Raw genomic sequence first — 26,337 nt, forward strand, 5'->3', positions numbered from 1 at the left:
AGCGTGGCCGCCTTCGTCCACGACGGGTACGGCGGTGATCGCGAACTCGTTGATGAGGCGGGCGGTCTCCATGAACGGGGTGGCGCGTCGGACGGTGACGGCCAAGGGCGTCATCAGGTCGGCGGCACTGCGGTGTCTCATGACGGGAGTCCCCTCATGCGGGTATGGAGACGGTGAAGTCGGCCTTGACGTCGACAACTCCCGGCACGGTGCGGGCGGCCCGTACGACCACGTCTTCGAGGGCGGGGTCCGGCAGGGTTCCACGGAGGTGGACGATGCCGTTCGCGACGTGTACGTGGACTTCCGCCGAGCCGTGGCCGCGCGGGATGAGCCGGTACACGATCAGTTCGCGGACTTCGGCTCCGATGTCGGCGTCCGGCCGGAGGTACACCTTCAGCAGGTCGCCGCGGCTGACCATGCCGACCAGGCGACCGTCGGAGTCGACCACGGGAAGGCGTTTGAGGTGGCCCCGTGCCATCAGGCGGCCCGCGCCGGCGATCGTGGTCTTCTCGGTCACGGTCACTGCAGGGCGGTTCATCAGTTGCTCGGCAGTGACGTCGTGGGGCGTGAGGGCCTCTTCCTGTGTGGCGCGCAGCAGGTCGGCCTCGGAGACGACTCCGATCACCCGCCCGTCTTCGGCGATCACGGGCAGGGATCCGACCCGCCACATCCTCAGCGACTCGGCGATGTCCTTGAAAGCGGTGTGCCTGTCGACGTGGATCACGGCGTGTGTCATGACGTCGTCGACGGTGCGCAGGTGCTGCATGGTCTTCCTCCGAGGGGCGGTGGGGTGCACGTGGGCGGGCGGAGGGGTTCAGCCGTGGGCGATGACGGCGACGGGGGATGCGGCATGGTGCAGGACGGCGTGGGCGACCGGGCCCAGCTGGGTGCCGAGGGGGGAGCGGCGCAGATGCCGTCCGATGACGACCAGTTGTGCCCCCTGGCTCGCCGGTACGAGCCGCTCGGCGGCCGCTCCCCTGAACACCGTCCGGGTGACGGCGACATCGGGGAACCTGTGCTGCCACGGCAGGAGTGTGTCGTCCAGCATCCGGGTGACGCTCGCACCGATGTCCCGTTCGTTGGCGGGGTCGAAGAAGGGGACGTAGCTGTAGGCCGATGGCATCTTCCAGCCGTGCACGGCCCGCAGCGGGCAGCTGCGACGGGCGGCCTCCTCGAAGGCGAAGGCGAGGACGCGGTCGCACGCCTCGTGGATGTCGACCCCCACGACGATCTCGCCGGCCGTTCCGGTACCCGGCCCGTCCGGGCCGTCGGCGGGGCGGACGAGCACGACGGGCGTGTCGGTCGCGGCCAGGGTGGACAGCGCCACCGAGCCGACGATGAACCCGACCAGTCCGCCCAGGCCTCGGGAGCCCAGGACCAGCAGGTCCGCGTCGGCGGCCGCCGAGGCCAGTGCGGCCGCGGGGTGGGCAGAGAGGGCCCCGGCCGTGATCTCCAAGTGCGGATGGCGTCGGCGGAGTTCTTCGGAGGCTTCGGCCAGTGCTTGGTCGGCCCAGCGGTCGGCGTCCTGTCGGCCCGCACCCGGGAGCACCGGTTCCAGGGGCCAGTCCACGGCGTGGACGAGACGCAGCGGCACCTGTCGCAGGACGGCCTCCTGCGCGGCCCAACGGGCGGCCGCCCGGCTCTCGGCGGAGCCGTCGACTCCGACGGTCACATGTCTGCTCATGGCTTCGGGCTCCTTCGCGGGATCCAGTCACGCCTCACCAGGGCATGGCGCTGCGTCCGCCGTGGGCAGTCGTGGTCGCCGTGCCGTCGTTGCGGGCCGTCAGGCGTGAGGCGACCGCCACGACCCCCTCGATGCGTTCGACGAGGCTGCGCAGGGCATGCAGCTGACTGTGCTCCGGGATGCGACCGTCCAGGGTGACGACGCCGTCCACGACGTGGACGGCGACATCACCGGCAGGTACGGCGAGCACGTCCGTCAGGACCTCGTGGACGCGCCGGCGTATCTCGGCGTCCGGCCGCAGGAACATCCGCAGCAGGTCCCGCCGGGTGACGATGCCGACCAGGCGGTCTTCCACGTCGACGACGGGCAGCCGCTCGACACCGCTGCGGGTCATCAGCCGTGCGGCGTCGACCGCGGTCTCTTCCGGATGGACGGTGACGGCGGGTGCGGACATGGTCTCGCCGGCCGTGAGCGGTGCGGCGTGGGCTGCGGCCCGCAGACGGTCACCGGGTGCGGTGAGGGCCAGGACGTCGGTCTGGGAGAGGACGCCCACCACCCGGTCCTCCTCGTCCAGCACCGGGACTCCGCTGATGTCGTACTGGGCCAGTACCTTCGCGACCTCCTTCACGGCCATCACCGGGGAAACGGAGATCACCTCGTCGGTCATGAGGTCCGCCACCTTGATGTGGTGCATGAGGCCCTCCTGCTCCGCCGTACCGGCGGTGGGCGTAGCCGGTATTCGGTGTGTGGCCCCCACCTTCCGCCGCGTCCCAGGGGGGATTCGAGGGCCGAACGGTCCCGTCCCGGGACCGGAAGGACCACCCGACCCGGCCTGGACGGGACCGACCCGGCCCGATGGGGACCTTTGGCCCCCGGCCCGTCCCCTGACGGCCCTCTGCCGCGCCCTGCGCCCGTGCCAGCGTCATGAGTGACACCGTCCGCTCCTCGGTGGGGAGGAACCGTGGAAAGCACCGTCCGTACCCCGGACACCAGCTCTGTCGTCGTCGGCGTCGACGGCTCGCGTCAGGCGCGCGCCGCCGCCCTCTGGGCCGCCCGAGAGGCCGTACGCCGCGGCCGCCCCCTGCACATCGTCTACGGAGCGGATACCGACGGCAGGGCCCTGTACCTGTCGGCGGAGACCGTCGAGAAGGTGCGTACCGCAGGCCGCGAACTCCTGGACGACACGGCGAAGGCCGTGGCCGCCGAACACCCCGGCCTCCAGGTGACCACGGAGTTCGGCCGCACGGGTGCGGTCGCCACCCTGCACCGGGCGAGCGGCCTGTACAGCACGCTCGTCGTCGGCAACCGGGGCCTGGGCGGGTTCAACTCCCTCATGCTCGGCTCTGTCGGCCTGGGTGTGGCGGCTGTGGCCAAGAACCCCGTCATCGTGGTCCGGGGCATCGACGACGGTGAGGAGCGGGGAGCGGTCCTTGCCGCCGTCCGCGACGCACACGACCTCGTGTGCGCCCGCTACGCCGCCCAGGAGGCCGTACTGCGCACGGCATCGCTGCGCCTGCTGCACGTGTGGAACACGCTCCGGTCCGTCGGTGAGGTGGCGACCATGCTCGACGGCGTGGACGAGATCGCTGCAGGACACGAGGAGACCCTTCGCGCCGTCACCGGTACGATCCACGACGAGTTCCCCGACCTGACCGTCGAGGGCACCGCCCAGAAGGGCACGTCGGTGGCCGGAGCGCTGGTCGAGGCCTCCCGGCACGCGGACCTGCTGGTCATGGGCGGCCGCCGTGCCCCGACCGCGCTCGGTCTCGGCCGAAACCTGGGCCGGGCCACGCACAGTGTCCTCCACCACGCCCACTGCCCGGTCCTCCTGATCCCCCGGTCGGGTATCCACTCCGGCGGCGGGTCGTGACCGCCGCCTGGGAAGGCGCCCGCGACATCGTCACGGGGATCGACCCGGACAGGGACTGGCACCTTGCCCTGGCCTGGGCCGTCGACGAGGCCCACCGCCGCAGGCTGCCGCTGCGCCTGGTGCTGGCGGTGCCGCCGCAGCACCACACCCGCCAGGACGACGATGCCCCGGGGCAGACCGCCATGGGGCGAGCGGGTGCCCACAGGCTGGACGAGGCCCAGGCCTGGGCCCTCGACCGGCACCCGGAGGTGAGCGTCACCAGCAGCCTGCTCGCAGGGTTCCCCGCCCAGGTGCTGGGGGTACAGGCTCGGCAGGCCCGCCTCGTCGTCGTCGGCTCCCGCCACCTGGGCCGTGCAGCAGAGTTCCTGAGCGTCGGTTCGACCGTGGTCCCGCTGACCGCGCAGGCTCCGTGCCCGGTCGTCGTCGTGGGTGACGCCGAGCACGTCACCCAGCAGCCCGCCTATCTCGTCGTCGGCATAGACGGCAGCGCGGCAGCCACCGACGTCCTGGCCTTCGCCTTCGACGAGGCCGACCGGCGCGGTGCCGCCCTCCGTGTCGTCTGCGTGCGGCAGCCGCCGCTGTTCATGCTCGACGACGAAGAGGCCGCGCTGAAGGCCCAGCGGCTCCTGCTCAGCGAAGCCACGGCAGGCCTTGCGGACAAGTACCCGGACGTGCACGTGACCCACGAGGTCCTCACGGGCCGCCCCGTCGAGGAACTCGCAGGGTCCGCCGAGCACGCCCTCGCCCTGGTCGTCGGTCGCCGTGGCCGGGGCGGATACACCGGCATGCGGATCGGCTCCGTCACCCACGGCCTCCTGCACCGGGCGCACTGCCCGGTGATCACCGTCCCCACCGGCAGGACGGACGGGCGATGACCCCTCGCGCGACCGACGCGCCGGCCCTTCCCTCCCGGGAAGCGGCCGGCCTGACCCAGGCCGAGGCGGAGCGCCGGCTCGCCCGGTACGGGCGCAACGAGGTGCCGCCACCCCGCCCCGTACCGCTGCACCGCCGGGTCCTGGCGCAGCTGCGCGACCCGCTGATCATGGTGCTGCTCGGCGCCGCGTTGTTGACCGTCGCCATCGGGGACCACCCCGACGCCGTGGTCATCGCCCTGGTGGTCGTCGTCAACACGACGGTCGGGGTCGCCCAGGAGGTCCGGGCCGACCGCGCCGTCGCCGCGCTCTCCGCCCTGTCCGCTCCCCATGCCCGGGTGCTGCGCGACGGCGCTCCCCGCGACGTGCCCACGGCCCTGGTGGTGCCCGGCGACACCCTGCTGCTGGGCGAGGGCGACATCGTCGCCGCGGACGCCGAGCTCACCGAAGCGTCGGCGCTGCTCACGGACGAATCGATGCTCACCGGCGAGTCCGAGCCCGTAGGCAAGGCAGTGGGGGAGACGGTGAGCGCCGGGACCGTCGTCGTACGCGGCCGGGGCGTCGCCACCGCCACGGCCACCGGCCCGGCCAGTACGTTCGGCCGGATCGCCGCCCTGCTCGAAGCGGGCCGCGAACCTACACCGCTCCAGCGCCGTCTCGCCTCCCTCGGACGTGCCCTGGCCGCCGCCACCCTTGCCCTCTGCCTGCTGTTCTTCGCACTGGGCCTGCTCCGCGGCCTCCCCGCAGGCACGATGGCAGTCACTGCCATCAGCCTTGCCGTCGCCGCCGTCCCCGAGTCCCTGCCCGCCGTGGTCACCCTCGCCCTGGCCATGGGAGCGCGTCGGATGGCGGCCCGGGGCGCCCTCGTCCGCCGCTTGCCCGCCGTCGAGACCCTCGGTTCGGTCAGTGTCCTGGCCACGGACAAGACGGGCACCCTCACCGAGGGCCGCATGGTCGTCCAGCTCGTGTGGACGCCGGAGGGCGCCGCCGATGTCTCGGGCACCGGTTACGAGCCGCACGGCCGCCTGCTCCGCGACGGACGGCAGCTGACAGCCGAGGAAGCCCGTCCGGTACGGGAGCTGCTCACGGCGGCGGCTCTGTGCAACGACGCGGGCCTGCGGCCGCCGCCTGACCCGACAGGCGCCTGGGCGCCTGTCGGCGACCCGATGGAGGCGGCCCTGTTGTCGGCTGCCGCCAAGGCCCACTGCCCTTCCGGGGCCGAGTTGGACCGGCTCTGCCCCCGGATCGCGGAAGCGCCCTTCGACTCCCTGCGCCAGCGGATGACCACCCTGCACCGCCTGCCCGACGGGCGCGTGCTGGTCTGCCTCAAGGGCGCACCGGAGCGCGTGCTGACCCCCGAGGTACTGGCGGCCGAGCCGGGTGTGCTGGAGCCGGCCCGCCGACAGGCCGCCACCCTGGCCCGCCGGGGCTTCCGGGTCCTGGCCGTGGCGGGCGCGGAGCGGCTTTCGCAGCCCCTGCCCGCCACCCGGGCGGAACGGGGCCTGCGCCTGCTCGGCCTGATCGCGATCAGCGACCCGCCGAAGCCGACGGCCGCCGCCACCCTGGCGGCCTGCCGCGCGGCCGGCATCACCCCGGTGATGATCACGGGCGACCACCCGGCGACCGCCCACGCCATCGCCGTACGCACCGGAGTCGTCGAGGACGGCGCGGCCGGCGCCGTGCTCACCGGTCCCGAGCTGGCCGCGGCACCGGACACCGACCTGACCGCCGTCCGGGTCTTCGCCCGCACAGACCCCCAGCAGAAGCTGGACATCGTCCACGCCTGGCGTGCCCGCGGCGCGGTCACCGCCATGACCGGCGACGGGGTCAACGACGGCCCCGCCCTGCGCCGGGCGGACATCGGCGTCGCCATGGGCGCCCGCGGCACGGAGGTGGCCCGGCAGGCGGCGGACCTCGTCCTCACCGACGACGAGCTCTCCACCGTCGTGACGGCGGTGGAGGAGGGCAGGCGCGTCTACGACAACATCCGCCGCTTCCTCGTCTACGGCCTGGCCGGCGGGACCGCGGAGATCCTGGTCATGCTGGCCGGCCCGCTGCTCGGCCTGCCCCTGCCCCTGCGGGCCGGCCAGATCTTGTGGATCAACCTCCTCACGCACGGCCTGACCGGCGTGGCCATGGGCGCCGAACCCGCTGCCCCCGACGCCATGCGCCGCCCGCCCCGGCCGCCCGGCCAGCACATACTCGCCGCAGGCGTCTGGCAGCGCCTCCTCGTCCTCGCCACGGCGGTGACCGTCGTATCGCTCCTCGCCGGCACCGCAGCGCGCGCCATGGGCCTGCCCTGGCAGAGCGTGCTCTTCCTGTCCCTGCTCGCCGCCCAGCTGGGGGTGGCCCTCGGTCTGAGGGCCCGCCTCCTGACCAGGGCGAACCTGTTCCTGCCCGTCTCCGTGGCCTGCTCGGCACTCCTTGCCGCGGCTGCCCTCTTCATTCCCGCTCTGCAGTCGCTGCTGGGGACCGAGCCCGTGGGCTGGTCCGGCGTGTGGCTCGCCTCGGCCGCCGCCGTCGCCGCGTTCGCCGCCGCCCGCCTCCTGCGGGGCGCGTTCCACAGAAAGGCACGATCATGAACATGCCGTCACGGGACGACCGCTCCGGGATCCGCGCCGAACCCGGCGACCAGATCGTCGTGGGCGGCCCCGCCGTCGGCAAGCCCGGCAGGGACGGGGAAGTCGTCGCCCTCCACCACGAGGACGGCACCCCGCCCTACGACGTGCGCTGGTCCGACACCGGCCGCACCACCGTCTTCTTCCCCGGACCCGACGCCCGCGTCCGCCACCTGCACCACACCCGCCGGCCCTGAACGGGGCACCCGCCTGCGGCCGGGACTACGGTGAAGAAGGGATGCGGTGCCGCACCGCTGCCGCCGGCCGGAGGTGGGTCATGAGCGCAGGCGACCGGCCTGCCGAACCGGGTGTGCCCCGGTTGCGCCTGGACGAGCTCCTCGACGAGCTCCAGGTACGGATCGACGAAGTGCGCGGCGCCCGCGACCGCCTCAACGGCCTCCTGGAAGCCGTCATGTCGGTCGGCCGGGAACTCGACCTGCCCCAGGTCCTGCGCGGCATCGTCGAGGCCGCCGTCGTCCTCGTGGACGCCGAGTACGGCGCCCTGGGCGTCATCGGCGACGACAAGAAGCTCGCCGAGTTCCTCCCCGTCGGCATCGATGACGAACTCCGCGCCCGCATCGGCGAGCTTCCGTCCGGCCACGGCATCCTCGGCGAGCTCATCCGCCACCCGGAGCCCCTGCGCCTGCCGGAGCTGTCCGAGCACCCCGCCTCGTACGGCTTCCCTCCCCATCACCCGCCGATGCACTCCTTCCTCGGCGTCCCCATCCGGGTCCGCGAAGAGGTCTTCGGCAACCTCTACCTGACCGAGAAGCGCGGCGGCGCCGACTTCGACCCCGAGGACGAGGCCGTGCTGTCCACCCTTGCCGTCGCCGCCGGCATCGCCGTCGAGAACGCCCGCCTCTTCGAGGAGGTGCGCCTGCGCGAGCGCTGGCTCGAGGCCAGTGCGGACATCACCAGCGCCCTGCTCTCCGGCACCCCTCAGGACGAGGTCCTCCAAGGAATGCTGGAGCGCGCCAAGGACATCACCGGCGCGGACATGGGCGTCTTCTACCTCCTGGGCGCCGGAGGAGAACTACGCGGCTCCCTGGCCCTCGGGGAAGGGGCCGACGCGCACCGGGGGATCGTCCTGCCCAGTACCCGCGGCACCCTGGCCGAAGCCGCCCTGGCCGAGGACGGCCTGATCACGCTGACGGACGTCCAGTCGGACGGGCGCGTCACCGTGCAGCCCGAACGATGGAAGGGCTTCGGCCCCGCCGTCGCCGTCACGGTCGGCACCAAGGAGAAGCTCAGCGGCGTCCTGATGCTGGCCCGCCGCCAGGGACGCCCCGTGTTCGCGCCCCCAGCGGTCGCGGCGCTCCCGGGCTTCGCCGGGCAGGCAGCCCTGGCCCTGGAACTGGCCGACCGCCGACGGGACGCCGAGCAGATGAGCATGCTGGAGGACCACGACCGCATCGCCCGCGACCTGCACGACCTCGCCATCCAACGCCTCTTCGCCACCGGCATGACCCTTCAGAGCGCCCAGCGGTTCGTCGACCACCCCGAGGCGGCCGAACGGCTCACCCGCGCCGTCGACGACCTCGACACCACCATCAAGATCATCCGTTCCACCATCTTCGGGCTGCGCGAGCACGAATCCCCGGCCACGGGCTCGAAGCTCCGCTCCCGCGCCGTCCAGACCCTGGACGAGGCCGCCGCCGGCCTCGGCTTCGCCCCGGCGCTGCGCATGGAAGGGCTCATCGACACCGACGTCCCGCCGGCCGTCGCCGACGAGGCTCTGGCGGTGCTCGGCGAGGCGCTGGCCAACGTCGCCCGCCACGCACGGGCCGCTCACGTCGAGGTCCTGATCACGGCGGCCGAGGGCGTCCTCACCGTCGCGGTGACGGACGACGGCGTCGGCGTTCCCGGGGGAGGCCGGCGCAGCGGACTGCGCAACCTGACCGAACGTGCGCAGAAGCTGGGAGGACGGATGACCGTGACGCTGCGAGGCCAAGGAGGGGACGGCACCCGCTTGGAATGGCAGGTGCCCCTCGCTCCCCCGCAGGCGTGATCGGTGCGCCTCCACGCGGACGGCGGCCCGGTATCAGGGCCGGACGGCGTTCAGCGCGCGGTCTGGCCACCGTGGTCGTGATCGTGGACCTGTGCGGCGATGACCGCAGCCTGGACCCGGCGCTCGACGCCGAGCTTGCCCAGCAGCCGCGAGATGTGGTTCTTGACAGTCTTCTCGGACAGGTAGAGCTGCTTGGCGATCTGCCGGTTGGTGAGACCGTCTCCGATGAGCTCCAGGACGGCGCGTTCCCGTTCCGTCAGAGCTGCCAGGCGGGCGTCCTCCGGCGTCTTCGCGGCTTCCGGGTCGCGCAGGGAGTGCATCAGGCGGGCGGTCGTGGCCGGGTCCAGCATGGACTGGCCCGTGGCGACCGTACGGACGGCGGAGACCAGGTCGGAGCCCTTGATCTGCTTCAGTACGTATCCGGCGGCTCCCGCCATGATCGCGTCCAGCAGGGCGTCCTCGTCGTCGAACGAGGTGAGCATGAGGCAGGCCAGGCCCGGCATGTGCGACCGCAGCTCGCGGCAGACGCTGATGCCGTCGCTGTCGGGCAGCCGCACGTCGAGCACGGCGACCTCGGGACGCAGCGCCGGCCCGCGGGCCAGGGCCTGTTCGGCCGTGCCGGCTTCACCGACGACCGTGATGTCCGGCTCGGCCTCGAGGAGGTCCCGCAGCCCGCGCCGGACCACCTCGTGGTCGTCGAGGAGGAACACCCTGATCGGCGCCCCGGGGGAGATGCTCGGATCGTCGGACATGGCCGCCCCTGGTTCGGTCCGCGCTGTGCGCTTCCACCCGAATTATCCCAGCAAGCCGAGCATCCCACCCCGTCGCCGGTCCCGGCCACCCGTACCGCGGGCGTCATGCGGCGGCGCCCGGAGCGCCTGCCAGCCCCATCCGGACGTCCACGACGCCCTCGACCGCGCGGATCGCACGTGCGAGCAGGGGTACCAGCGCACGGTCCCGAACCGGACCACGCAGGGTGACGACCCCGTCCTGGACGACGACATCCAAGGTCACGCCGGGGGCCAGCTCGGTGAGGACCGCCATGCGGATCTCCTCCGCCAGCTCCTCGTCCGGCCGCAGGAAGACCTTCAACAGGTCACTCCGGCTGACCACGCCCTCCAGCATGCCGACCTCGTTCACCACGGGCAGGCGCTTGACGTGCTTGCGGGCCATGATCCGGGCGGCCTCGGCGACCGGCGCACCCGGGTGGACAGTGAAGGCCGGGCTCGACATGAGCTCCTCGGCCAGCACCCCGCCGGCCTTGGACGCCTCCTCCAGCTGGTCGGGAAGTACGGGCTCGGTGCGCCGGAACTCCTCCTTCGGCAGCAGGTCCGCCTCGGACACGACACCGACGACGCGGCCCTCACCCTCCAGGACGGGCAGGGCGCTGACCTTCCACTCGTGCATCAGCTCGACGATCTCCTTGTAGGAGGCCTCGCGGCCGATCGCGACGGCGGTGCGCGTCATGACGTCACTGACGGTGGAGCGGGAAGCGGGCATGACCTGCTCCTTTGCCGTGAAGGTGATCAGAGGTAACTGCCACTGCCGTAGGGCGCGTACAGGTCGAGCAGACGGATCCGGGCCGCCTGCAGCCGGTGGGCGAGGACCTGCCCGACCCAGTGCCCGAGGGCCGAGCCGAAGCGGGGGTCGGCGTCCATCAGCATCCGGACCTGCTCCGCGTCGAACTCGTACGCACGTACGGGGCTCATGGCCTCGGCGCCGAGCTGCCAGGCGTGCGGCTTGAAGAGCCACGAGCAGCCGACCAGCTCGCCGGCGCCGAGGCTCTCGATGACGGCCGCCCGTCGCCCGGGCACATGGACGTCCAACGTGACGGTGCCGGACCGGACGATCCAGAACCGGTCGGCGTGCTGGCCCTCGCGGAAGATGCGGGTTCCCTGGGGGAAGCCGACCTCGCGGGCCTGTTCCATCAGCCGGGAACGGCAATCGGCAGGCAGAGCCGCGGCGATACGAGTGGGGGAGGGTGTGCTCATCGAAGGCCTCCAGATCTCGAGTCCGCCCCACCCCCAGTCTTCGTCGCGCGGTCGACTCGGGGCGTGGGCCCTGTGGGCCCCTCAGGGGCCCGACCGGCCCTTTCGCGGAGCTCAGGGACGGGGATCCTGGCAGCAGACGGCAGCACACCCACGGCCGCCGCATCCCCGGGATCCGGCAGGTATGCGATGTACTGGAACGACCGCCTGGGGTGGTGGGGCCCGGCAGGGGTCCGGCCCCGCCCCCGAGGGGCGGGGCCGGACCCCTGCCGGCGCGGCGTCAGGACACGTACAGGCGCGTCGGCTTCGGGAAGTTGCTGCGGTAGCCCCTCAGCTCGCGGATGTCGGACGGCTTGAGCTTGATGCAGCCGGCCGACTTGTAGTCGCCGTTGCCGTCCCAGCGCGTCGGCTCGGTGCGGCCCTGCTTGCCGTTGGACTTCATCTCGCTGTGGATGAACAGGGCGTCGCGCTTGGTGCCCTTCTTCCCGTTCGACTTGCACCGCTTGTCCTGGAGCTTCCAGACGATGCCGTTGATGGTGCCGGCGAAGTCGTTCTTGAAGTACTCGATCTTGTAGTCGCCGCTGGGCAGCCAGCCCGCGTTCTTCTGGCAGGGGTTCTGCCCGACCTTCCGCTTGGCGTTCCTGGCGTCGCCGATGCCCGACCCCGCGCGCCAGCTGTCGACCACGTACGAGCGCGTCTTGTCGGGGCTGATCTGCCGGACGTGGACCAGCGACAGGCGCGAGTTCGAGGGGTCCTTCTTGTTCTTCTTGAACTGGAGGTAGGTGTAGCTCCTCGCGGCCGCAGCCTCCCCGGCCGCCGTCCCCGCAGCCGACTGCGGAGCCGCCGACTCCTGGGCCCCCGCCGCTGCCGGGAGCAGCCCCACCGCCAGGGCTGCCGCCCCCGCGGCCGCCAAGGCCTTCAGGGACCGGTGCGCGGGCCTGGCCGAGCGTGTCGTGATCATGAAGGGTTCCCTCCCCGTTGAGCGCCCCGTGACCGGGGCTGCCGCCAGCCCCGACCGGGCCGGCGCTACCGAGTTCACCAGCGCCGACGGTTGTTCAGCAGGCCCCTTCCGCCGGACCGAACAAAGAAGAAGCCGCCGGTCGGCGGCCGGATCGGCGCTTGCCCTACCCCTGGCGGGCTCCCTACCCTGGCCCGTCGTGCGCAGGCACACCCGCGCACGGGGGACGGGGGAGACACACCATGGGGCGTCGCGAGACACCTGTCGATCCGAACGAGGGACCGGTCCAGCGGTTCGCGTACGAGCTGCGCAAGCTGCGCCAGGAGGCCGGCGGCCCCACCTACCGCGAGATGGCCCGGCGCGCCCACTACTCCGTGACCTCCCTCTCCCAGGCCGCGGCCGGCGAGCAGCTGCCCACGCTGGCGGTCACCCTCGCCTACGCCACGGCCTGCGGGGGCGATCCGCACGCGTGGGAGCGGCGCTGGCGCGAGACGGAGGCGGAGGCGCTGGAGGCGAGGGTCCGCGGGGACGAGGCCTCCGAGGACCCTCCGTACCAGGGGCTGGCCCGGTTCGAGCCCGCCGACCACGACAGGTTCTTCGGGCGGGACGAACTGACCGCCGTGCTGCGGCAGTCGGTCGCCGAGCACCGCTTCACCGCCGTGTTCGGCCCCTCCGGCAGCGGCAAGTCCTCCCTGCTGCGGGCGGGGCTCATCCCCGCCCTGCGGGGCGAAGGGCACACCGGCACGGTCACCGCCGCCGTACCGCTCCGCCTCGCCGCCATCCGCGTCCTGACCCCCGGCGAGCACCCCGTGCCCACGCACGCCGCAGCCCTGCGCCCCCGCGAAGGCGACGACGCGGCCGGGGACACGCTCGTCGTGGTGGACCAGTTCGAGGAGGTGTACACGCTCTGCCGCGACCAGGCCGAACGCGCCGCGTTCATCGGCCTGCTGCTGGCCGCCCGCCGTCCGGACAGCCGCCTGCGGGTCGTCATCGCGGTACGGGCGGACTTCTACGCCCGCTGCGCCGAGCACCGCGGCCTGGCCGCGGCGCTGCGCGAGACGAGCGTGCTCGTGGGCCCCATGAGCCGGGCGGAGCTCCGCGAGGCCGTCGTCAGACCGGCCCAGGCGGCCGGGCTGATCGTCGAACGCTCCCTCACCGCCCGGCTCGTACGCGAGGTGGAGGGCCGCCCCGGCGGCCTGCCCCTGCTCTCGCACGTCCTGCGCGAGACCTGGCGGCGCCGCCGCGGCCGGGCGCTCACGGAGGAGGCGTACCACGCCGCGGGCGGGCTGGAAGGCGCCATCGCGCAGAGCGCCGAGGACGTCCACTCCCGCTTCTCGCCCGCGCAGGCCGAGCTCGCCCGGCTCCTGATGCTGCGGCTGATCGCACCGGGCGAGGGCTCCCAGGACACCCGCCGCCCCGCCCCCCGCGCCGAGCTCGACATCGCCGCCCCCGAGGACGTCGCCCACGTCCTGGAACGGCTCGCAGGCGCCCGGCTGGTCACGCTCGACGACGACACGGTCAGCCTGGCCCACGAGGCCCTGATCACCGCCTGGCCCCGGCTCGGCGCGTGGATCGAGGAGGACCGCGAACGCCTGCGCGCCCACCGCCGCCTGACGGAGGCCGCCCGCGCCTGGGAGGACCTCGGCCGCGAGAACGGCGCCCTGTACCGGGGCGCCCGCCTCGTCGCCGCCGAGGAGCACTTCCGCACCGGACCCGGGCGGCCCGCCGCACTCACCGCGGCCGAGGACGCCTTCCTGACCGCCTCCCTCGCCGGCCGCACCCGGGAGCGCCGCCGCCGCCGCGCCCTGACCGGGGCGCTGTCCTGCCTGCTGGTCCTGGCCCTGCTCGCCGTCGGAGTCGCCTGGCAGGAGAGCCGTACGAGCGACCGCAGGCGCATCCAGGCGGAGGCCGGGCGCCTGGCCGCCGTCGCCGAGGGGCTGCGCCTGACCGACCCGCCCAGGGCGATGCGCCTGAGCGTCGCCGCCTGGCGCCTCGCGGCCACCCCGCAGACCCGGTCCGCCCTGCTGGGCGCCCTCGGGCAGAAGGAGCAGGACGTCTTCACCCTTCCGGACGCCGCCGCCCCCGCAGACGCCGACCGCTACCTGACGGCCGACGGGCGCACGCTGGTGTCCGTCGCGCCCGACCGCGTCGACACCTGGGACGTCCGCACGCACCGCCGCACCCACACGCACGTCCACACCCCCGCCCGGCCCGGGGCCCGCCCCGCCGGGCAGGACAGCGCGCCCTGGACGGCGCTCAGCCCGGACGGCCGCACGCTGGCGCTGCTGGAGGAGGACGGCGTACGGCTCCTGGACGTGCGCACCGGCCGTGCGGCGGGCCGTCTGCCCGTGCCGTCCGCCCTGGGCGCGAAGTTCAGCCCGGACGGGCGCACCCTCGTGGTGCAGAACTGGGGGGACAAGGCCGAGGACCCGGAGGGCGTGCAGGTCTGGGACCTCGCGCGGCGGCGCCAGCTGCTGGCCCTCACCCTCGGGTCCGAGGAGACCGTCCAGGACAGCGCCGTCAGCCCCGACGGCCGCTGGCTGGCCCTGTGTACGGACGACCGGCCCCTGGAGATCCGCAGCCTCGTACGCGGCCCCGGCACCGCGGGCACCGGCCGCGACGGGAAGCTGCCGCTGCCGTGGCTGCCCGGCGCGGGCAGGGACCACTGCGTCGAGGGCGGCTTCGCCTTCACCCCCGACAGCCGCGCCGTCGCGCTGGTCACCGAAAGCGGCATCCGCACCCGGGACCTGCGCAGCGGCCGTACTGCGTTCGTGCTCGCGGCGCCCGGGGTCCAGCACTTCGGGTTCAGCCCCGACGGCCGGTTCGCCGTGGCGGCCACCCTCGCCAACGAGATCCTGCTGTGGCGCACCGCCGCCCCCGCAGCCCCGGTGTTCCGCTACACCCTGGTCAACGAGACCCCCCACGCCCTGCGCCTGGACCTCCCCGGGGGCGCCATCCGGTACGCCTCCGGCAGCGGGGCGACCGTACGGTCGCTGACCCTGGGCCGCGCCGTGACCGGCGGCTGGCGCGAACAGCCCGCCGGCGAGGCCGAGTGGAGCCCGGACGGCCGGCTCCTGGCCACCACGGCCGCCGCCGGCGACCGGGCTGCGTACCGGCTGCTGGACCACCGCGGCCGGCTCCTCGACGAGCTCCCGGGCGCCGCCTGCCCGCCCCTCCCGCCGGACGATCCGGTGCAGGACCTCCCCGAGGACGCGGACGGCGACGGCGCGGAGGTCGGGATGGGCACGGCGGGCGATGAATGGACGGCGGCCGAGGAGGGGGCGGTGACCGAGGAGGGGGCGGCGGACGGCGGGGCCACCGCGGGCGCGGAGGGCACCGCGCCCGGCGCGGCACCCCGGGAAGCCGGCCCCCAGCCGGCCGCCGGCACGGCGCCGCCCGAGAGCAGCTGCTCCGACCTCCTCGCGTTCAGCCCCGACGGCGGATACCTCGCCTACGGCCGGGCCCTGGACAGCATCGACCCCGGCACCGCCGGACCCCAGCTCGTCACCGTGTGGGACGTACGCGCGCGACGGGTGCTCGCCCGACTCGACCTCGACGAAGGCGCTACGCCCCTTTCCGAGGACGAACTGCCCCTCGGCACCTCCGGCATCGCACTCGGCGCCGACGGCCGGACGCTCGCCGTCTCCCGCGCGGGCGAACGCGAAGTACTCGAACTGTGGGACGTCCCGGCCCGCAAGCGCCTGCGCACCCTGGCCGGCTTCAGCGGGGAGGACCTGGCCCTGCGCCCCGACGGCCGCACGGCCGTCTCCTGGGCCGACTCGGTCGCCGACCTGCCCTCCGGCCGGGTCGGACGGCGTGCGCTGGGCGGCGACGAGACCACCGCCCTCGCCTTCAGCCCGGACGGCACCCGCCTCGCGGCGGGCGACGTGCTGGGCCGCGTCACCATCTGGGACGGCGACCTGCGCGAACGCCTCGGGTCGCTCGCCGGGACCCACACGGGAGCCCGGCACGTGGAGGACGAATCCGTATCGGCGCTCGCCTTCTCGCCCGACGCATCGGTCCTCGCCGTCGCGGGGAACTCCGGCACCCTGCAACTGTGGGACACGTCCTCCCACCGCCTCCTCGGCGCCGCCCTGCCGACCCCCGGCGACACGATCCGCGCCCTCGCCTTCGCCCCGGACGGAACCACCCTCCGGGCCGCGGGCGCACACGTCCCCGTCCAGTCGTACGACACCGACCCCGCCCGCGCCGCCGCATCCCTCTGCGCCCGCCTGGTCACCGGGCTCACCCCGGCGGACTGGAAGACCTACGCGCCGGGGGTCCCGTACCGGGAGACCTGCTGAACGGCAGCCACCGCGGGCGCCCTGGCCCGTGCGGAGCGCGTGCCGCCCGTCCAAGCGGGGCGGTGACACCCTGGCGACTACGCCACCCAGGCAGGACGTCTGCGCGACGGGGACGGCCGGGGCGGGCCCGGTACGGACGGGGAGTGAGCACGCGGCCGCGGGCCACCGCGCTGCCGGTCCTCCGATGTGCCCTGCGATCAGTCGAGCAAGTGGAGGCCGACGGCGATGGCCAGGGCGTGGAGGACGACCACGACCGACATGAGGACGGCCAAGGGGTAGCCGAGTCGGCCCCTGCTCCTGCGCCGCAGGGGCAGGGCGAGCAGGATTCCGACTCCGTGCAGCGCCGCGGTGAACCCCGAGTCGGTGGGTCTCAGCGAGACCAGGACGGCCAGGGACAGGAGGAACCGCCCCCAGTGCACTGCGCGCCCGAGGGCCCGCATCCGCACGGGTCGGGGCGTGGCCGGCGGGGGCGCGGCTGCGGGGGGATTCGTGTGCGCCGGGGGAGTCCCGTCCTGCGCGGCGGGAGGACCGTGCTGCGCCGGGGGGTTCAAGGGCGGCGGGGCCGGGGGCAGCGGCGGGAAGGCCGGCGGCCTGACGACGTTCAGCGCCGTCGGGGTCGGGGCGGCGGCCGGGGCGCGGAGCGCTGCCCGCATCGCGTGGGCGTCCGCGTACCGCTCCCCGGGATCCTTCGCGAGCGATTTCGCGAGCACCGCCTCCAGCTGCGGCCTGCCGAAGATCCCGTACGAGGCGAGGGTGGGCGGGGGCTGTGTGACGTGCTGGTATCCGATCACGTAGCCGTCGTCCCCGTCGAAGGGGACCCGGCCCGTCAGCATCTCGAAGAGCAGCACCCCGACCGCGTACAGGTCGGAGCGGCCGTCCACCCCGGCCAGACCCCGCACCTGTTCCGGGGACATGTACTGCGGCGTACCGACCATGGTCCGCGTCCCGGTCAGGGCCGGGCCCTCTGCCGCCACGGCCCGTACGATGCCGAAGTCGGCCACCTTCGCCGGTCCGGCGCCCTCCGGGAGCAGCACGTTCCCGGGCTTGATGTCCCGGTGCACCAGGCCCCGTTCGTGGCTGACCGCCAGTGCCGCCAGGACCTGGTCCGCTATCCCCACCGCGTCGGGCACCGGGAGCGCGCCGCCCTCGCGGAGCCGGTCCGCGAGGGACTGCCCGGCGACCAGCTCCATCACGAAGTACGGCACCGGGGGCCCGTCCGGCCGCGCCTCCTCACCCGTGTCGTGGACCGTGACCACGTTCGCGTGCGAGAGCGCGGCCATCGCCTGGGCCTCCCGCCGGAAGCGGAGCGAGAGGCCGCTGTCCGCCCCCAGTTCCGGCCGGATCGTCTTGACCGCGACCGCGCGGGACAGCATCGTGTCCCAGCCCCGGTACACCTGCGCCATGCCGCCGCTGCCGAGCGTGCCGTCGATGCGGTAGCGGCCGCCTGCCAAGGTCGCGCCCGGCGCGAAGAGGTCCCCCATGCGCGCGATCGTAGGCGTGAAACCCGCACGGCCTAAGGGTTTTGACGGCCATCTTCGGGCCGCCTGCTCGGTGCGATGTGGACGGACGGATGTTCAGCACACGGGTTCGACGCGCGCGGATGCCTGTTCTCGTCTAGCTTGTCCATCGAACGACCGTTCTTCGGAAAAGGGAGTGTTTGTCGTGGCGGAGAAGGCCAAGGGCAAGATGGAGCAGGTCAAGGGCAAGGCCAAGGAGGTCGCCGGCAAGGCGACCGGTAACGAGCGGATGCAGGCCGAGGGGAAGACCGACCAGGTCAAGGGGAAGGCCCGTGAGGCCGCGGGCAAGGCCGAGGAGCGCGCCCGCGGAATCAAGGACTCCCTGCGGGAGGGCCGCCGGCCCTGACGCCGGTGCACGTCCGGGGGCCCGCGGCGCATGAAGCGCCGCGGGCCCCCGGACGTGCACCGGCCCCCGCCGTGAGGCGTCCTGCCCTCCATACGGGGGCTCCTACCCGTCGGGGGCGCGGTGAAGAGGCGAGGGGCGCGCGGCAGCCCGGCCGTGGACGTGGCCTGCGGGTTTGCCGTCCGGCTGTGCGGTGGCGGGTCCGCGGACTGGGGCGGGCGCCGGGCTTCGGGTACGTTGGGAGGAGCCGTTGGTGTGACCCGCGCTGCCGCATCCCCCCTGAGCGAGGTGGGGTGCTTCCGGTACGGACCTCCTCGATCGCGCGGCTGCCGACGGCCGCGTGCGTCCTTCCCGTCCGCGGGGAGGGAGGGCTCCTCTTCTACCGGGACGGCAGCCATGAACCGGTCCACCCCTCCATTCCTGCATGTCGAACGCCAGCAGGGGCCGCCCGATGCGGTCCGTATCTCCCTGGCAGGCGAGTTCGACGCCGATTCCCGCCCCGTCCTGCGCCGGGCCTTCGACGGCGCGGGCGGGCCGCTCGTGGTGGACGTCTCGGAGGTCGTCTTCGCCGACTCCTCGTTCCTCCACGTCCTGCTCGACGAGCGGGCCCGGCTGGTCCTGGACGGCCAGGTACCCCCGCAGCTGGCCCGCCTGCTGTCCCTGACCGGCACCACGGACCTCTTCGCCCACGCCCCCGGCCCGGCCCCGGCCCCCGCATTCCGGCGGGCCGACCCGCCGGACCCCCTTCCGGTGGAGGGCGGCTCGTGAGCGCGGCCGCGGCAGCCCAGGCCGGTCCTCCCGCGGGGATGCAGGCCCAGGTGTCGGCCCTGGCGGCCGAGGCGGAGCGCCTGGTGGCCAGCGGGGCCTGGGAGGTCAGCCGGGGGGACGCGGTACTGGCCGGGCGGGCGGCCGGGGAGCTGGCGGCGGCCGTCGGCCCGCCCGCCGGGCGGCAGACGCTGTCCGGCCTGGAGCGGCTGGAGGACCTGCGCGAGGCCCTGGCCGTGCTGGCGCTCGCGACCGCACGCACCCACGGCCACCTCGCCTGGTTCCTCGCCGGTACGAGCACAGCCCTCGTACCCGTACTGCGCTGGCGGGCGCTGACCGCGGAGCCCGACCGGGCCTTCGGCACGGTCCTGCCCTCGGCCGTCGAGCTGACCGACGCCGAGGAAGCCGTCCGCCTGATATGCGGGGCTCTGGCCCGGCTCCCCGCGGTGGGGGAGGGCGAGGGCGCTGCCGAGGACCAGCACTCCGAGTCCCGGCCCTGAGGAGCCGCCCTCCCTCCCGCCCCGGCCCTGAACAGGTGCAACGACCGCGTCCGGAGTCCACAGAGACGGCCCGGCGGCTCAACTGCCGCCCTGCGGGGGTGGAGACGATGGGGCAGTTTCACGGCGGGGCCGGGCCCCGGTGGCCGGGGCCCGGCGTCCGGCGGGGTGCGACGCGGGGCGTCAGTTGAAGACGACGGAGCGGAAGCGCAGCCGGTCGCCGAGCCTCTTGCCGGGGGGCATCACGTAGAAGACGTCGCCGTCGCAGTCCGCGTCGAGGAAGACGGTGGCGGTGGAGTCGGTGAAGTTCCGCGGGGCGAGGGCCGGCAGTTCGGAGCCGATCGTCTCGGGGATGTCGATGCAGATGCGGCTGTCCGGTTCGGCGAGGACGCCGCGCAGGTTGAGGCCGTTGAGGCCGACGTAGGTGTACACGAACTCGCCGTTGGCGGCCGCGGCGGGCGACGCGGGCAGGGCGACGGAGAGCAGGAGGGCGCCGAGGGCGGCGGCCAGGGTGTTGCGCAGGCGCATGGGCTGGTCCTCACTGAGGGGAAGGGCGTGCTGTCGGCTGTGCTTTCCCCGGCCGGATCCGCCCGGTTGCGGATGCGCCGGCAGGAAGGTTTCTCTCTCACCTGATCGGCCTGCTGGTCCGGTGGGGCGGGGTGCGTCCGCGTCCGGCCCGTCCGCCCCGCCAGGACGGGCGACGCCCCCGCCGGGAACCGGCCCCGTCCTCACCCCGCCCGTACTCCTCCACGTCGGGCGCGGAGCGGATCGGGTACTTCGGTGGTGAGGAGGCGCGTACCCCCGGCACCACGGCCCGGTCGACCTCCCGTACGGGGAGCGTCCCGGATGACCGGCTCAGATGCCGGGCAGTCCGGCCAGCGCGGCGCCCAGTCCGAGGGCCGCGCAGATGCCGAGGGTGCGCAGGACGCTCCACCGCAGTTTCAAGACCAGCAGCGCCGCGATCACGGTGAGCACGAGGGCGGCGGGCCGCAGCGTGCCCAGGTCCGGCAGCGCGAGGGTCACCGGCCCGAAGACCTTCTCGTCCACGTCCGTGAAGAGGGCGTGCTCGGCGAAGTAGAGGGCGAGGTTGGCGATGACGCCGACCACCGCGGCCGTGATGCCGGTCAGGGCGGCGGAGATGCGCCGGTTGCCGCGCAGGCGCTCGATGTAGGGCGCGCCGAGGAAGATGAACAGGAAGCAGGGCACGAAGGTGACCCAGGTGGTGAGGAGGGCGCCGAGGACGGCCGCGGCCCAGGGGTCGAGGGTGCCGGGGTCGCGGTAGGCGCCGAGGAAGGCGACGAACTGGACCACCATGATCAGCGGGCCGGGGGTGGTCTCGGCCAGGGCCAGGCCGCTGACCATCTCCTTCGGGGTGAGCCAGCCGTAGGTCTGCACGGCCTGCTGGGCGACGTACGCGAGGACGGCGTAGGCGCCGCCGAAGGTGACCAGCGCGGTGCCGGAGAAGAACGCGCCCTGGGTGGTGAACACGCTCCCGGTACCCGTCAGCAGGGCGACCGCAGCCACCGGGACGGCCCACAGGAGCAGGCCGGTCGCCAGGATGCGCCAGGTGCGGCGGCGGCCGGGCTGCTCGTGGTGCAGCGCGTCGTCGGGGATCAGCGGAGCGGGGCCGTCGTCCGCGCCGTGGCCGTCCGACGGCTTGAGCGCGTCGGGCCGGTACCGGCCGATGAGCCAGCCGGCGAGGGCGGCGGCGGCGATGACCGCCGGGAAGGGCACGGAGAACAGGGCCAGGGCCCCGAACGATGCGGCCGCCACGGCGATCAGGAGCGGGTGGGTGAGGGAGCGCTTGGCGACCCGGGAGACGGCCTGGCCGACGATCGCCACGACGGCGGGGGCCAGGCCGGCGAAGACGCCGGTGACGGCGGCGCTCGAGCCGAACGCGACGTACAGCGCGGACAGGGCGAGCAGGGCGAGGACGCCGGGCAGCACGAAGAGGGTGCCGGCGATCAGGCCGCCGCGGGTGCCGTTGAGGAGCCAGCCGGTGTAGATCGCGAGCTGCTGGGCTTCCGGGCCGGGCAGGAGCATGCAGTAGGAAAGGGCGTGGTTGAACCGCTGCTGCCCGATCCAGCGCTTGTCCTCCACCAGGGCCCGCTGCATCACTGCTATCTGCCCGGCGGGGCCGCCGAAGGTCTGCCAGGAGATCGCGAACCATGTCCGGGTCGCCTCCCGCAGCGGAATCACGTGCCCGCCGCCGGCGTCGGCGGTGCGGTCGGCTCGGGCCCGTGGGCTGGGCGGCTGGTCGGTGGCTGTCACCGGCCCTCCCTTTCCTCCTGGTCAGGCTGCTGGCGGCCGCCGTCGGACGGACCGGCGTGCGCGACTGCACCCTGACCCCCGCCCTCTGCTGTGCAACCATGGTTGCATCAGAGCTGGGCCGGAGGAAGACAGGTCTCGGGGGATGGACATGAACAACTCGTTGCAGCCTCCGGACCCGCCCCGGGCGGACCGGCCGGGAATCCGGGCGTGACCGCCCCCGGCACGGCTAGCGGCGCAAACACAGGCACAGGCACAGGCGCCGGTACCGGTCGGCAGTGGGTGCTGCTCTCCTACCGCCTCCCCCGCGAGCCCTCCACCCCGCGGATCGCCGTGTGGCGCAAGCTCAAGCGCCTGGGGGTCGCACAGATCAGCGACGGCCTCGTCGCCCTGCCCGCCGACGCCCGCACCCGCGAGCAGCTCGAGTGGATCGCCGAGGAGGTCGGCGACTGCGCCGGCACCGCGACCCTGTGGATCGCCCACCCGGCCGCCACCGGCGACGAACACCAGCTCATCGACACGATGACGCAGGCCCGCGCCGCCGAATACCAGCAGGTGCTCGCCCAGGCCGAAGCCGCCCGCACAGGGGACGGCGCCGAGCGGCGGCGCGCCCTGACCCGGCTGCGCGCCGAACTGCGCCGCATCCAGCGCCGCGACTACTTCCCCCCACCCGCCCGGGACACCGCCGAGCAGGCCGTCAACGCCCTGCACCCCGCCAACACCACGGAAGAGAGCTCCCCATGAAGTGGGCCACCCGCGCCGGCATCCACATCGACCGCGCCGCCTGCGCCTGGCTGATCCGCCGCTTCATCGACCCGGCCGCCGAGTTCGTCTTCGTCACCGACCCCGCCCACGTCCCCGGGGACGCCACCCCCTTCGACATGCGCGGCGCCGCACTCGGACACCACCACGGCGACTGCAGCTTCGAGACCGTCCTGCGCGTCCACCACCTCAGCGACGACCCCGCCCTGCGGCGCATCGCGCAGATCGTCCACGAGGCCGACATCGACGACGAGCGCTTCCACGCCCCCGAAGCCCCCGGCCTCGACGTCGTCCTGCGCGGCCTGTCCATGACCGGCGACGACACCCGCACCATGGCCGTCGCCACCCCCGTCTTCGACGGCCTCTACGCGTACTACCGGCGCGCAGCCTCCCTGGGCCGCGAACCGGCCTGACCCGCACGAGCGGGCCGTGCGCGAGGGGGGAGATGCGCACGGCCCGCGGGGAGTCTCCCCGGTGCGCGTGTTCCCTGGGGGGAGAGCCGCAAACCCGGCTCTCCCCCCCCACGTCTTCACGGCGCGGGCTGAAGCCCCCGGCCGGCTCAGGGCTTGTGGCCGTTGCCGTGCCCGTCGGGGTGCATCACCACCTTCGTCCAGCCGTCGTGGCGGGCGTCGAAGTGCTCGTAGGCGGTGGGGGCCTCGTCCAGGCTCAGCTCGTGCGAGACGATGAAGCCGGGCGTCGCCTTCTCCCCGGCGATCAGGTCCCGCAGGGCCCGGTTGTACTTCTTCACGGGCGCCTGGCCGGTTCCCATGTGCTGGCCCTTGAACCACATCAGGCCGAAGTCGAGCGGCACCTTGCCCTGGGCCTCCATCTCGCCCTGGGCCTCCTCGCCGCCGGGGTCCTCGGGCAGGAAGACGCCCACCACGCCGATGTCGCCCGTGAACCTGACCGCGTCGATCAGGCCGTTGAGCGTGAGGCTCGCGTCCTCCTGCCCCTGGTGGTCGTGCGCCTGGCAGCCGACGCACTCGCACCCGTTGTCGGCGCCCAGCCCGAGGGTGGCCTCCTTGACGACCTCCGCCGGGTCCTGTTCAGCGGTGTTGATCCGGATGGCCCCGATCTCCTCGGCCTTGAGGAGCCGGTCCGCCTGGTGGTCGGCCACCCAGACGCGGCCGGCGCCTTTGAGCACGGCGGAGTACGCCGCCATGAGCCCGACGGGCCCGGCCCCAAGACGATCGTCTGGTCACCCGGCTTGACGCGTGCCATCTCGGTGGCGTGGTAGCCGGTGGGGAAGATGTCGGCGAGCATCACGTAGTCCGTCTGCCGCTCGGCGGCGTCCTCGCCCAGCCGCAGCGCGTGAAGTCGCCGTAGGGCACGCGCAGCAGCTCCGCCTGGCCGCCCTGGTACGGGCCCATGTCGGCGAAGCCGTAGGCGGCTGCGGCGAGCACCGGTTCTGGCTGCATGGTCAGGCAGTAGTTGGTCAGTCCCCGCTCGCACTGCTTGCAGAAGCCGCAGGCGATACCGCTGCTTTCATGATGCTTCTCTCGGTGCCGCACGAGGCGGCATGACGGTGAGAGACGACACGCAGGGCCCCCGACCCCGCGGTGTACGGAGGGCGGGGTCCGCGGCTCCGGCACGCCTCTGCGGGCCGTTCACCCGGACCAGATGGACGGTGGAGCCGCCACCGGCCCGCCGGACCGTTCCCCGGCGTACTCGTGGCCTGCGGGGCGTCTCCCCGGGGTGTCCCGTACAAAACAGCCATCCGGCCACCGATCGCCGACGGGATCCGAGGCGACTGGCGGTGCGACGGGACCGACGGCCGGTCCCCGTCCCCGGCAGGGCTGGTACGGGACCTGGAGCCGCTGGCCCCCGCCGGGTCTTGTACGCACGCGGCGGAGCGCCGCGGGTCATCGAGCACCCCGCAGCGGACCCTCCGCTCAGCAGCTGACCGGCGGCCCGGACGTCAACGACCGGGCTGGGCGGTTGCCGCCAGGACCCCGCAGGCCGTGCCCAGCAGGGCGCCGGCGAGGACGTCTCCGGGGTAGTGGACGCCGGTGTGCACGCGGGAGTAGCCGACCGTGCAGGCGAGGAAGCCCAGGGGTACGGCGGCGGCCGGGAGCGCCAGGCCCACGGCGCTGGCCAGGGCGAAGGCGGATGCGCTGTGGCCGGAGGGGAAGGAGGCCGAGGCGGGCATGGGGACCTGGCGGTCCACTGCCACGCGGGCGGCTTCGCGGTCGGGCCGGGGGCGGCGCACCAGCTGCTTGCCGAGGAGGTTGGAGGTGGCGGAGGCGAGCGCTACGGCTGCCGCTCCGGCCAGGCCCGCACGCCGGCAGCGTCCCGGGACCAGGGTGAGGGCCAGCGCGATGGAAAGGTTGATCTTGGAGTGGTTCGCCAGGCCGGACAGCCTTCGCAGGCGGGCGTCCAGCGCGGGTGTTTCGGTGGCCGCGACGGCGGCGTAGAGGGCGCCGTCCAGTGCGGACAGGTCGTGCAGGATCGGGTCGTTCACGTGCGGGTCCTTCCGGAGGGAAAGGCGATGGTCCACAGGGTGCGCCAGTTCGGCCGCCGGGCGCGGTCGATCTGCCGCGGGTCGGCGCCGGGCCGGCGGCGCGGGACGCGGACGCGCAGCGCGCCGGCGGCGATCGTGCAGACGACCGGGGTCGGCAGGGTGAGGGCCTCGCCGTCGACGCCGACCGGGATCTCCGCGGTGTCCGCGTCCACGGTCACCCGGGACGCCGTCATGACCGTCAGGGCGTCGGCCCGGGAGCCGCGCAGGGTCACGTCGGCTACCTGCGCGGCGCCGTCGACGCGGACGCCGATGACGCCCAGGACCCCGAGGTCCAGGCGCGGCCGGCGCCCCAGGGTGGCCGGGTCGGGTTCGGCGTACGGGTTGTTGCTGACCAGCAGGGCCTGCGGGGAGTCCAGGCGCTGGTCGCCCATGGACGCCACGAGGCGCGGGCCGTCCGTGCCGAGCAGCAGCTCGGGCAGGGCGTCCAGGGCCGTGGCGGCCTTCGCGTCGCGGTACTGCGGGCTCTGGACGATCTGGGCGTAGGCGCCGAAGGAGACCGTGTTGACGAAGGGCCGGTCGGCCACGCGGCCGAGGTCCACGGTGAGCTCCACGCCGTCGGTGAGCGCGTCCAGGCAGGTGGACGGGTCGCCCCGGTCCAGGCCCAGGTCCATGGCGAAGTGGTTGCGGGTCCCGGCGGACACCACGAGGAACGGCAGGCCGTGTTCGGCGGCGACCGCCGCCACCAGGGCCTGGGTGCCGTCGCCGCCCGCGACACCGAGCAGGTCCGCCCCCTCGGCTACGGCCTTGCGGGCCAGGGCGGTGACGTCCTGCTGCGCCGACGGGTCCAGGACCACCACCTCGGCCCCCAGCTCCCTCGCCCGGCTGACCAGCTGGAAGCGCTCGACCTTCCCGTCCCCGGACTTCGGGTTCATGATGAGCACCGCGTGCCGGGGCGCAGGCGCCGGCCTGGCCCGCATCGGCGCGGACGGCCTTGCGGCTCCGAGGGCGGCCCGCCCGAGGAACAGACCGGCGAGCCAGAGTGCGAAGGCTGCGAGGAAGAGCGCCACCACGTGCGCACCGGCCGCCAGTACGAGCACACCGGCCGGTGCGGCGAGGGCGAGCACCGCCCCGAGGACGCGCGGCAGTCCGCGCCGGGCCAGGACCCACCAGCAGCCGGCGGCCGCCACCACCAGCGCGGCCGCCCCGCACAGCAGCACGAGCAGCCCGTGCGCCCCGGTGCTGGCCAGCGCGGCGACCGCCCCCGCCGCGCACAACAGCGCGCCCAGTGCCAGGACCCGGGCCCGGGTCCCGGTCCTCTGCTCCGCCATCGGTCCTCCTCCGTCCCGGATGCCCGTCTGCCCGGCCGCCCGGCCGTCGAGGGTAACGCCGGGACCGCTGCTACCGCACCAGGCGCCCCGGGCG

Annotated in this window: 22 protein-coding genes and 2 pseudogenes; 11 read left to right on the top strand and 13 right to left on the bottom strand. The window is 74.1% G+C overall.

Annotated features, from left to right (window positions below):
* Positions 1-154: 154 nt before the first annotated feature.
* The 3 genes from ACZ7JZ_RS21185 to ACZ7JZ_RS21195 are packed head-to-tail and all read right to left on the bottom strand — an operon-like array spanning position 155 to position 2,378.
* Complete coding sequence (locus ACZ7JZ_RS21185; RefSeq protein WP_470941392.1) at positions 155-766, bottom strand: CBS domain-containing protein; 612 nt, start codon at positions 764-766, stop codon at positions 155-157.
* A gap of 48 nt (positions 767-814) precedes the next feature.
* The gene (locus tag ACZ7JZ_RS21190; RefSeq protein ID WP_470941394.1) at positions 815-1,684 is read right to left on the bottom strand and encodes a universal stress protein; all 870 of its coding nucleotides are present in this window, start codon (positions 1,682-1,684) and stop codon (positions 815-817) included.
* A gap of 34 nt (positions 1,685-1,718) precedes the next feature.
* Positions 1,719-2,378 (bottom strand): CBS domain-containing protein, encoded by a 660-nt coding sequence (locus ACZ7JZ_RS21195; RefSeq protein ID WP_470941396.1) that lies wholly within the window; start codon positions 2,376-2,378, stop codon positions 1,719-1,721.
* A 267-nt stretch (positions 2,379-2,645) separates the two neighbouring features.
* Between ACZ7JZ_RS21195 and ACZ7JZ_RS21200 the strand changes: the two genes are divergently transcribed.
* The 5 genes and pseudogenes from ACZ7JZ_RS21200 to ACZ7JZ_RS21220 all read left to right on the top strand — a co-directional run bounded on the left by ACZ7JZ_RS21200 (position 2,646) and on the right by ACZ7JZ_RS21220 (position 9,052).
* Complete coding sequence (locus ACZ7JZ_RS21200) at positions 2,646-3,554, top strand: universal stress protein (RefSeq protein ID WP_470941398.1); 909 nt, start codon at positions 2,646-2,648, stop codon at positions 3,552-3,554.
* Entirely contained in the window at positions 3,551-4,429 is an 879-nt protein-coding gene (locus ACZ7JZ_RS21205) for a universal stress protein (RefSeq protein ID WP_470941400.1), read from the top strand. The genes ACZ7JZ_RS21200 and ACZ7JZ_RS21205 overlap by 4 nt, the downstream gene beginning before the upstream one ends.
* Positions 4,426-7,008 carry a cation-translocating P-type ATPase gene (locus ACZ7JZ_RS21210; RefSeq protein WP_470941402.1) on the top strand — a complete coding sequence of 861 codons (2,583 nt, stop codon included), beginning with the start codon at positions 4,426-4,428 and terminating at the stop codon, positions 7,006-7,008. Before ACZ7JZ_RS21205 ends, ACZ7JZ_RS21210 begins: the two co-directional genes overlap by 4 nt.
* 29 nt (positions 7,009-7,037) lie before the next feature.
* Positions 7,038-7,226: pseudogene (locus ACZ7JZ_RS21215) on the top strand (DUF1918 domain-containing protein); the annotation flags it as partial.
* A gap of 95 nt (positions 7,227-7,321) precedes the next feature.
* Positions 7,322-9,052 carry a sensor histidine kinase gene (locus ACZ7JZ_RS21220; RefSeq protein ID WP_470941404.1) on the top strand — a complete coding sequence of 577 codons (1,731 nt, stop codon included), beginning with the start codon at positions 7,322-7,324 and terminating at the stop codon, positions 9,050-9,052.
* 50 nt (positions 9,053-9,102) lie between these two features.
* On the opposite strand, the gene ACZ7JZ_RS21225 is transcribed toward ACZ7JZ_RS21220, so the two are convergent.
* From ACZ7JZ_RS21225 to ACZ7JZ_RS21240, 4 genes are all read right to left on the bottom strand, one after another.
* Positions 9,103-9,804, bottom strand: a complete 702-nt coding sequence (locus tag ACZ7JZ_RS21225) for a response regulator (protein ID WP_470941406.1) — start codon at positions 9,802-9,804, stop codon at positions 9,103-9,105.
* Between the two features lie 103 nt (positions 9,805-9,907).
* Positions 9,908-10,552 (bottom strand): CBS domain-containing protein, encoded by a 645-nt coding sequence (locus ACZ7JZ_RS21230; protein ID WP_470941408.1) that lies wholly within the window; start codon positions 10,550-10,552, stop codon positions 9,908-9,910.
* A 26-nt stretch (positions 10,553-10,578) separates the two neighbouring features.
* On the bottom strand, positions 10,579-11,043 hold the full coding sequence (locus ACZ7JZ_RS21235; protein ID WP_470941410.1) for a Crp/Fnr family transcriptional regulator: 465 nt from the start codon (positions 11,041-11,043) through the stop codon (positions 10,579-10,581).
* A gap of 277 nt (positions 11,044-11,320) precedes the next feature.
* Positions 11,321-12,001: a hypothetical protein gene (locus ACZ7JZ_RS21240; protein ID WP_470941412.1), complete on the bottom strand. Its 681-nt coding sequence runs from the start codon at positions 11,999-12,001 to the stop codon at positions 11,321-11,323.
* A 239-nt stretch (positions 12,002-12,240) separates the two neighbouring features.
* Here ACZ7JZ_RS21240 and ACZ7JZ_RS21245 point away from each other — a divergent pair, with 239 nt between their 5' ends.
* Entirely contained in the window at positions 12,241-16,302 is a 4,062-nt protein-coding gene (locus tag ACZ7JZ_RS21245) for an nSTAND1 domain-containing NTPase (RefSeq protein ID WP_470941414.1), read from the top strand.
* Positions 16,303-16,499: 197 nt separating this feature from the next.
* Here the strand turns inward: ACZ7JZ_RS21245 and ACZ7JZ_RS21250 are convergent, their stop codons facing one another.
* Positions 16,500-17,783 (bottom strand): protein kinase domain-containing protein, encoded by a 1,284-nt coding sequence (locus ACZ7JZ_RS21250; protein WP_470941416.1) that lies wholly within the window; start codon positions 17,781-17,783, stop codon positions 16,500-16,502.
* Between the two features lie 181 nt (positions 17,784-17,964).
* Here ACZ7JZ_RS21250 and ACZ7JZ_RS21255 point away from each other — a divergent pair, with 181 nt between their 5' ends.
* From ACZ7JZ_RS21255 to ACZ7JZ_RS21265, 3 genes are all read left to right on the top strand, one after another.
* The gene (locus ACZ7JZ_RS21255; protein ID WP_470941418.1) at positions 17,965-18,165 is read left to right on the top strand and encodes a CsbD family protein; all 201 of its coding nucleotides are present in this window, start codon (positions 17,965-17,967) and stop codon (positions 18,163-18,165) included.
* A gap of 393 nt (positions 18,166-18,558) precedes the next feature.
* Entirely contained in the window at positions 18,559-18,930 is a 372-nt protein-coding gene (locus ACZ7JZ_RS21260) for an STAS domain-containing protein (RefSeq protein WP_470941420.1), read from the top strand.
* Positions 18,927-19,427, top strand: coding sequence for a hypothetical protein (locus ACZ7JZ_RS21265; protein ID WP_470941422.1), 501 nt, complete (start codon positions 18,927-18,929; stop codon positions 19,425-19,427). The genes ACZ7JZ_RS21260 and ACZ7JZ_RS21265 overlap by 4 nt, the downstream gene beginning before the upstream one ends.
* 180 nt (positions 19,428-19,607) lie before the next feature.
* On the opposite strand, the gene ACZ7JZ_RS21270 is transcribed toward ACZ7JZ_RS21265, so the two are convergent.
* On the bottom strand, positions 19,608-19,952 hold the full coding sequence (locus tag ACZ7JZ_RS21270; RefSeq protein WP_470941424.1) for a hypothetical protein: 345 nt from the start codon (positions 19,950-19,952) through the stop codon (positions 19,608-19,610).
* A gap of 327 nt (positions 19,953-20,279) precedes the next feature.
* On the bottom strand, positions 20,280-21,695 hold the full coding sequence (gene chrA, locus ACZ7JZ_RS21275) for a chromate efflux transporter (protein WP_470941426.1): 1,416 nt from the start codon (positions 21,693-21,695) through the stop codon (positions 20,280-20,282).
* A 279-nt stretch (positions 21,696-21,974) separates the two neighbouring features.
* Between chrA and ACZ7JZ_RS21280 the strand changes: the two genes are divergently transcribed.
* Together ACZ7JZ_RS21280 and ACZ7JZ_RS21285 are read left to right on the top strand one after the other, a co-directional pair.
* On the top strand, positions 21,975-22,436 hold the full coding sequence (locus ACZ7JZ_RS21280; protein ID WP_470941428.1) for a Chromate resistance protein ChrB: 462 nt from the start codon (positions 21,975-21,977) through the stop codon (positions 22,434-22,436).
* Positions 22,433-22,867: a chromate resistance protein ChrB domain-containing protein gene (locus ACZ7JZ_RS21285; RefSeq protein WP_470941430.1), complete on the top strand. Its 435-nt coding sequence runs from the start codon at positions 22,433-22,435 to the stop codon at positions 22,865-22,867. The genes ACZ7JZ_RS21280 and ACZ7JZ_RS21285 overlap by 4 nt, the downstream gene beginning before the upstream one ends.
* Before the next feature lie 146 nt (positions 22,868-23,013).
* Here the strand turns inward: ACZ7JZ_RS21285 and ACZ7JZ_RS21290 are convergent.
* The 3 genes and pseudogenes from ACZ7JZ_RS21290 to ACZ7JZ_RS21300 form a co-directional block, all read right to left on the bottom strand.
* A pseudogene (locus tag ACZ7JZ_RS21290) lies at positions 23,014-23,929 on the bottom strand (zinc-binding dehydrogenase); the annotation flags it as partial.
* 443 nt (positions 23,930-24,372) lie between these two features.
* Complete coding sequence (locus tag ACZ7JZ_RS21295) at positions 24,373-24,915, bottom strand: phosphatase PAP2 family protein (protein WP_470941432.1); 543 nt, start codon at positions 24,913-24,915, stop codon at positions 24,373-24,375.
* Positions 24,912-26,243 (bottom strand): diacylglycerol/lipid kinase family protein, encoded by a 1,332-nt coding sequence (locus ACZ7JZ_RS21300; RefSeq protein WP_470941434.1) that lies wholly within the window; start codon positions 26,241-26,243, stop codon positions 24,912-24,914. Before ACZ7JZ_RS21300 ends, ACZ7JZ_RS21295 begins: the two co-directional genes overlap by 4 nt.
* Between the last annotated feature and the right edge of the window lie 94 nt (positions 26,244-26,337).

This window comes from Streptomyces sp. NPDC038213 (genome assembly GCF_055600495.1).

Bases quoted from the DNA above. Each gene is read 5' to 3' on its own strand.
- ACZ7JZ_RS21190 (WP_470941394.1), bottom strand. From the start codon at position 1,684: ATGAGCAGACATGTGACCGTCGGAGTCGACGGCTCCGCCGAGAGCCGG.
- ACZ7JZ_RS21210 (WP_470941402.1), top strand. From the start codon at position 4,426: ATGACCCCTCGCGCGACCGACGCGCCGGCCCTTCCCTCCCGGGAAGCG.
- ACZ7JZ_RS21240 (WP_470941412.1), bottom strand. From the start codon at position 12,001: ATGATCACGACACGCTCGGCCAGGCCCGCGCACCGGTCCCTGAAGGCC.
- ACZ7JZ_RS21230 (WP_470941408.1), bottom strand. From the start codon at position 10,552: ATGCCCGCTTCCCGCTCCACCGTCAGTGACGTCATGACGCGCACCGCC.
- ACZ7JZ_RS21270 (WP_470941424.1), bottom strand. From the start codon at position 19,952: ATGCGCCTGCGCAACACCCTGGCCGCCGCCCTCGGCGCCCTCCTGCTC.
- ACZ7JZ_RS21250 (WP_470941416.1), bottom strand. From the start codon at position 17,783: ATGGGGGACCTCTTCGCGCCGGGCGCGACCTTGGCAGGCGGCCGCTAC.
- ACZ7JZ_RS21225 (WP_470941406.1), bottom strand. From the start codon at position 9,804: ATGTCCGACGATCCGAGCATCTCCCCCGGGGCGCCGATCAGGGTGTTC.
- ACZ7JZ_RS21245 (WP_470941414.1), top strand. From the start codon at position 12,241: ATGGGGCGTCGCGAGACACCTGTCGATCCGAACGAGGGACCGGTCCAG.
- ACZ7JZ_RS21195 (WP_470941396.1), bottom strand. From the start codon at position 2,378: ATGCACCACATCAAGGTGGCGGACCTCATGACCGACGAGGTGATCTCC.
- ACZ7JZ_RS21220 (WP_470941404.1), top strand. From the start codon at position 7,322: ATGAGCGCAGGCGACCGGCCTGCCGAACCGGGTGTGCCCCGGTTGCGC.
- ACZ7JZ_RS21260 (WP_470941420.1), top strand. From the start codon at position 18,559: ATGAACCGGTCCACCCCTCCATTCCTGCATGTCGAACGCCAGCAGGGG.
- ACZ7JZ_RS21235 (WP_470941410.1), bottom strand. From the start codon at position 11,043: ATGAGCACACCCTCCCCCACTCGTATCGCCGCGGCTCTGCCTGCCGAT.
- ACZ7JZ_RS21185 (WP_470941392.1), bottom strand. From the start codon at position 766: ATGCAGCACCTGCGCACCGTCGACGACGTCATGACACACGCCGTGATC.
- ACZ7JZ_RS21300 (WP_470941434.1), bottom strand. From the start codon at position 26,243: ATGGCGGAGCAGAGGACCGGGACCCGGGCCCGGGTCCTGGCACTGGGC.
- ACZ7JZ_RS21285 (WP_470941430.1), top strand. From the start codon at position 22,433: ATGAAGTGGGCCACCCGCGCCGGCATCCACATCGACCGCGCCGCCTGC.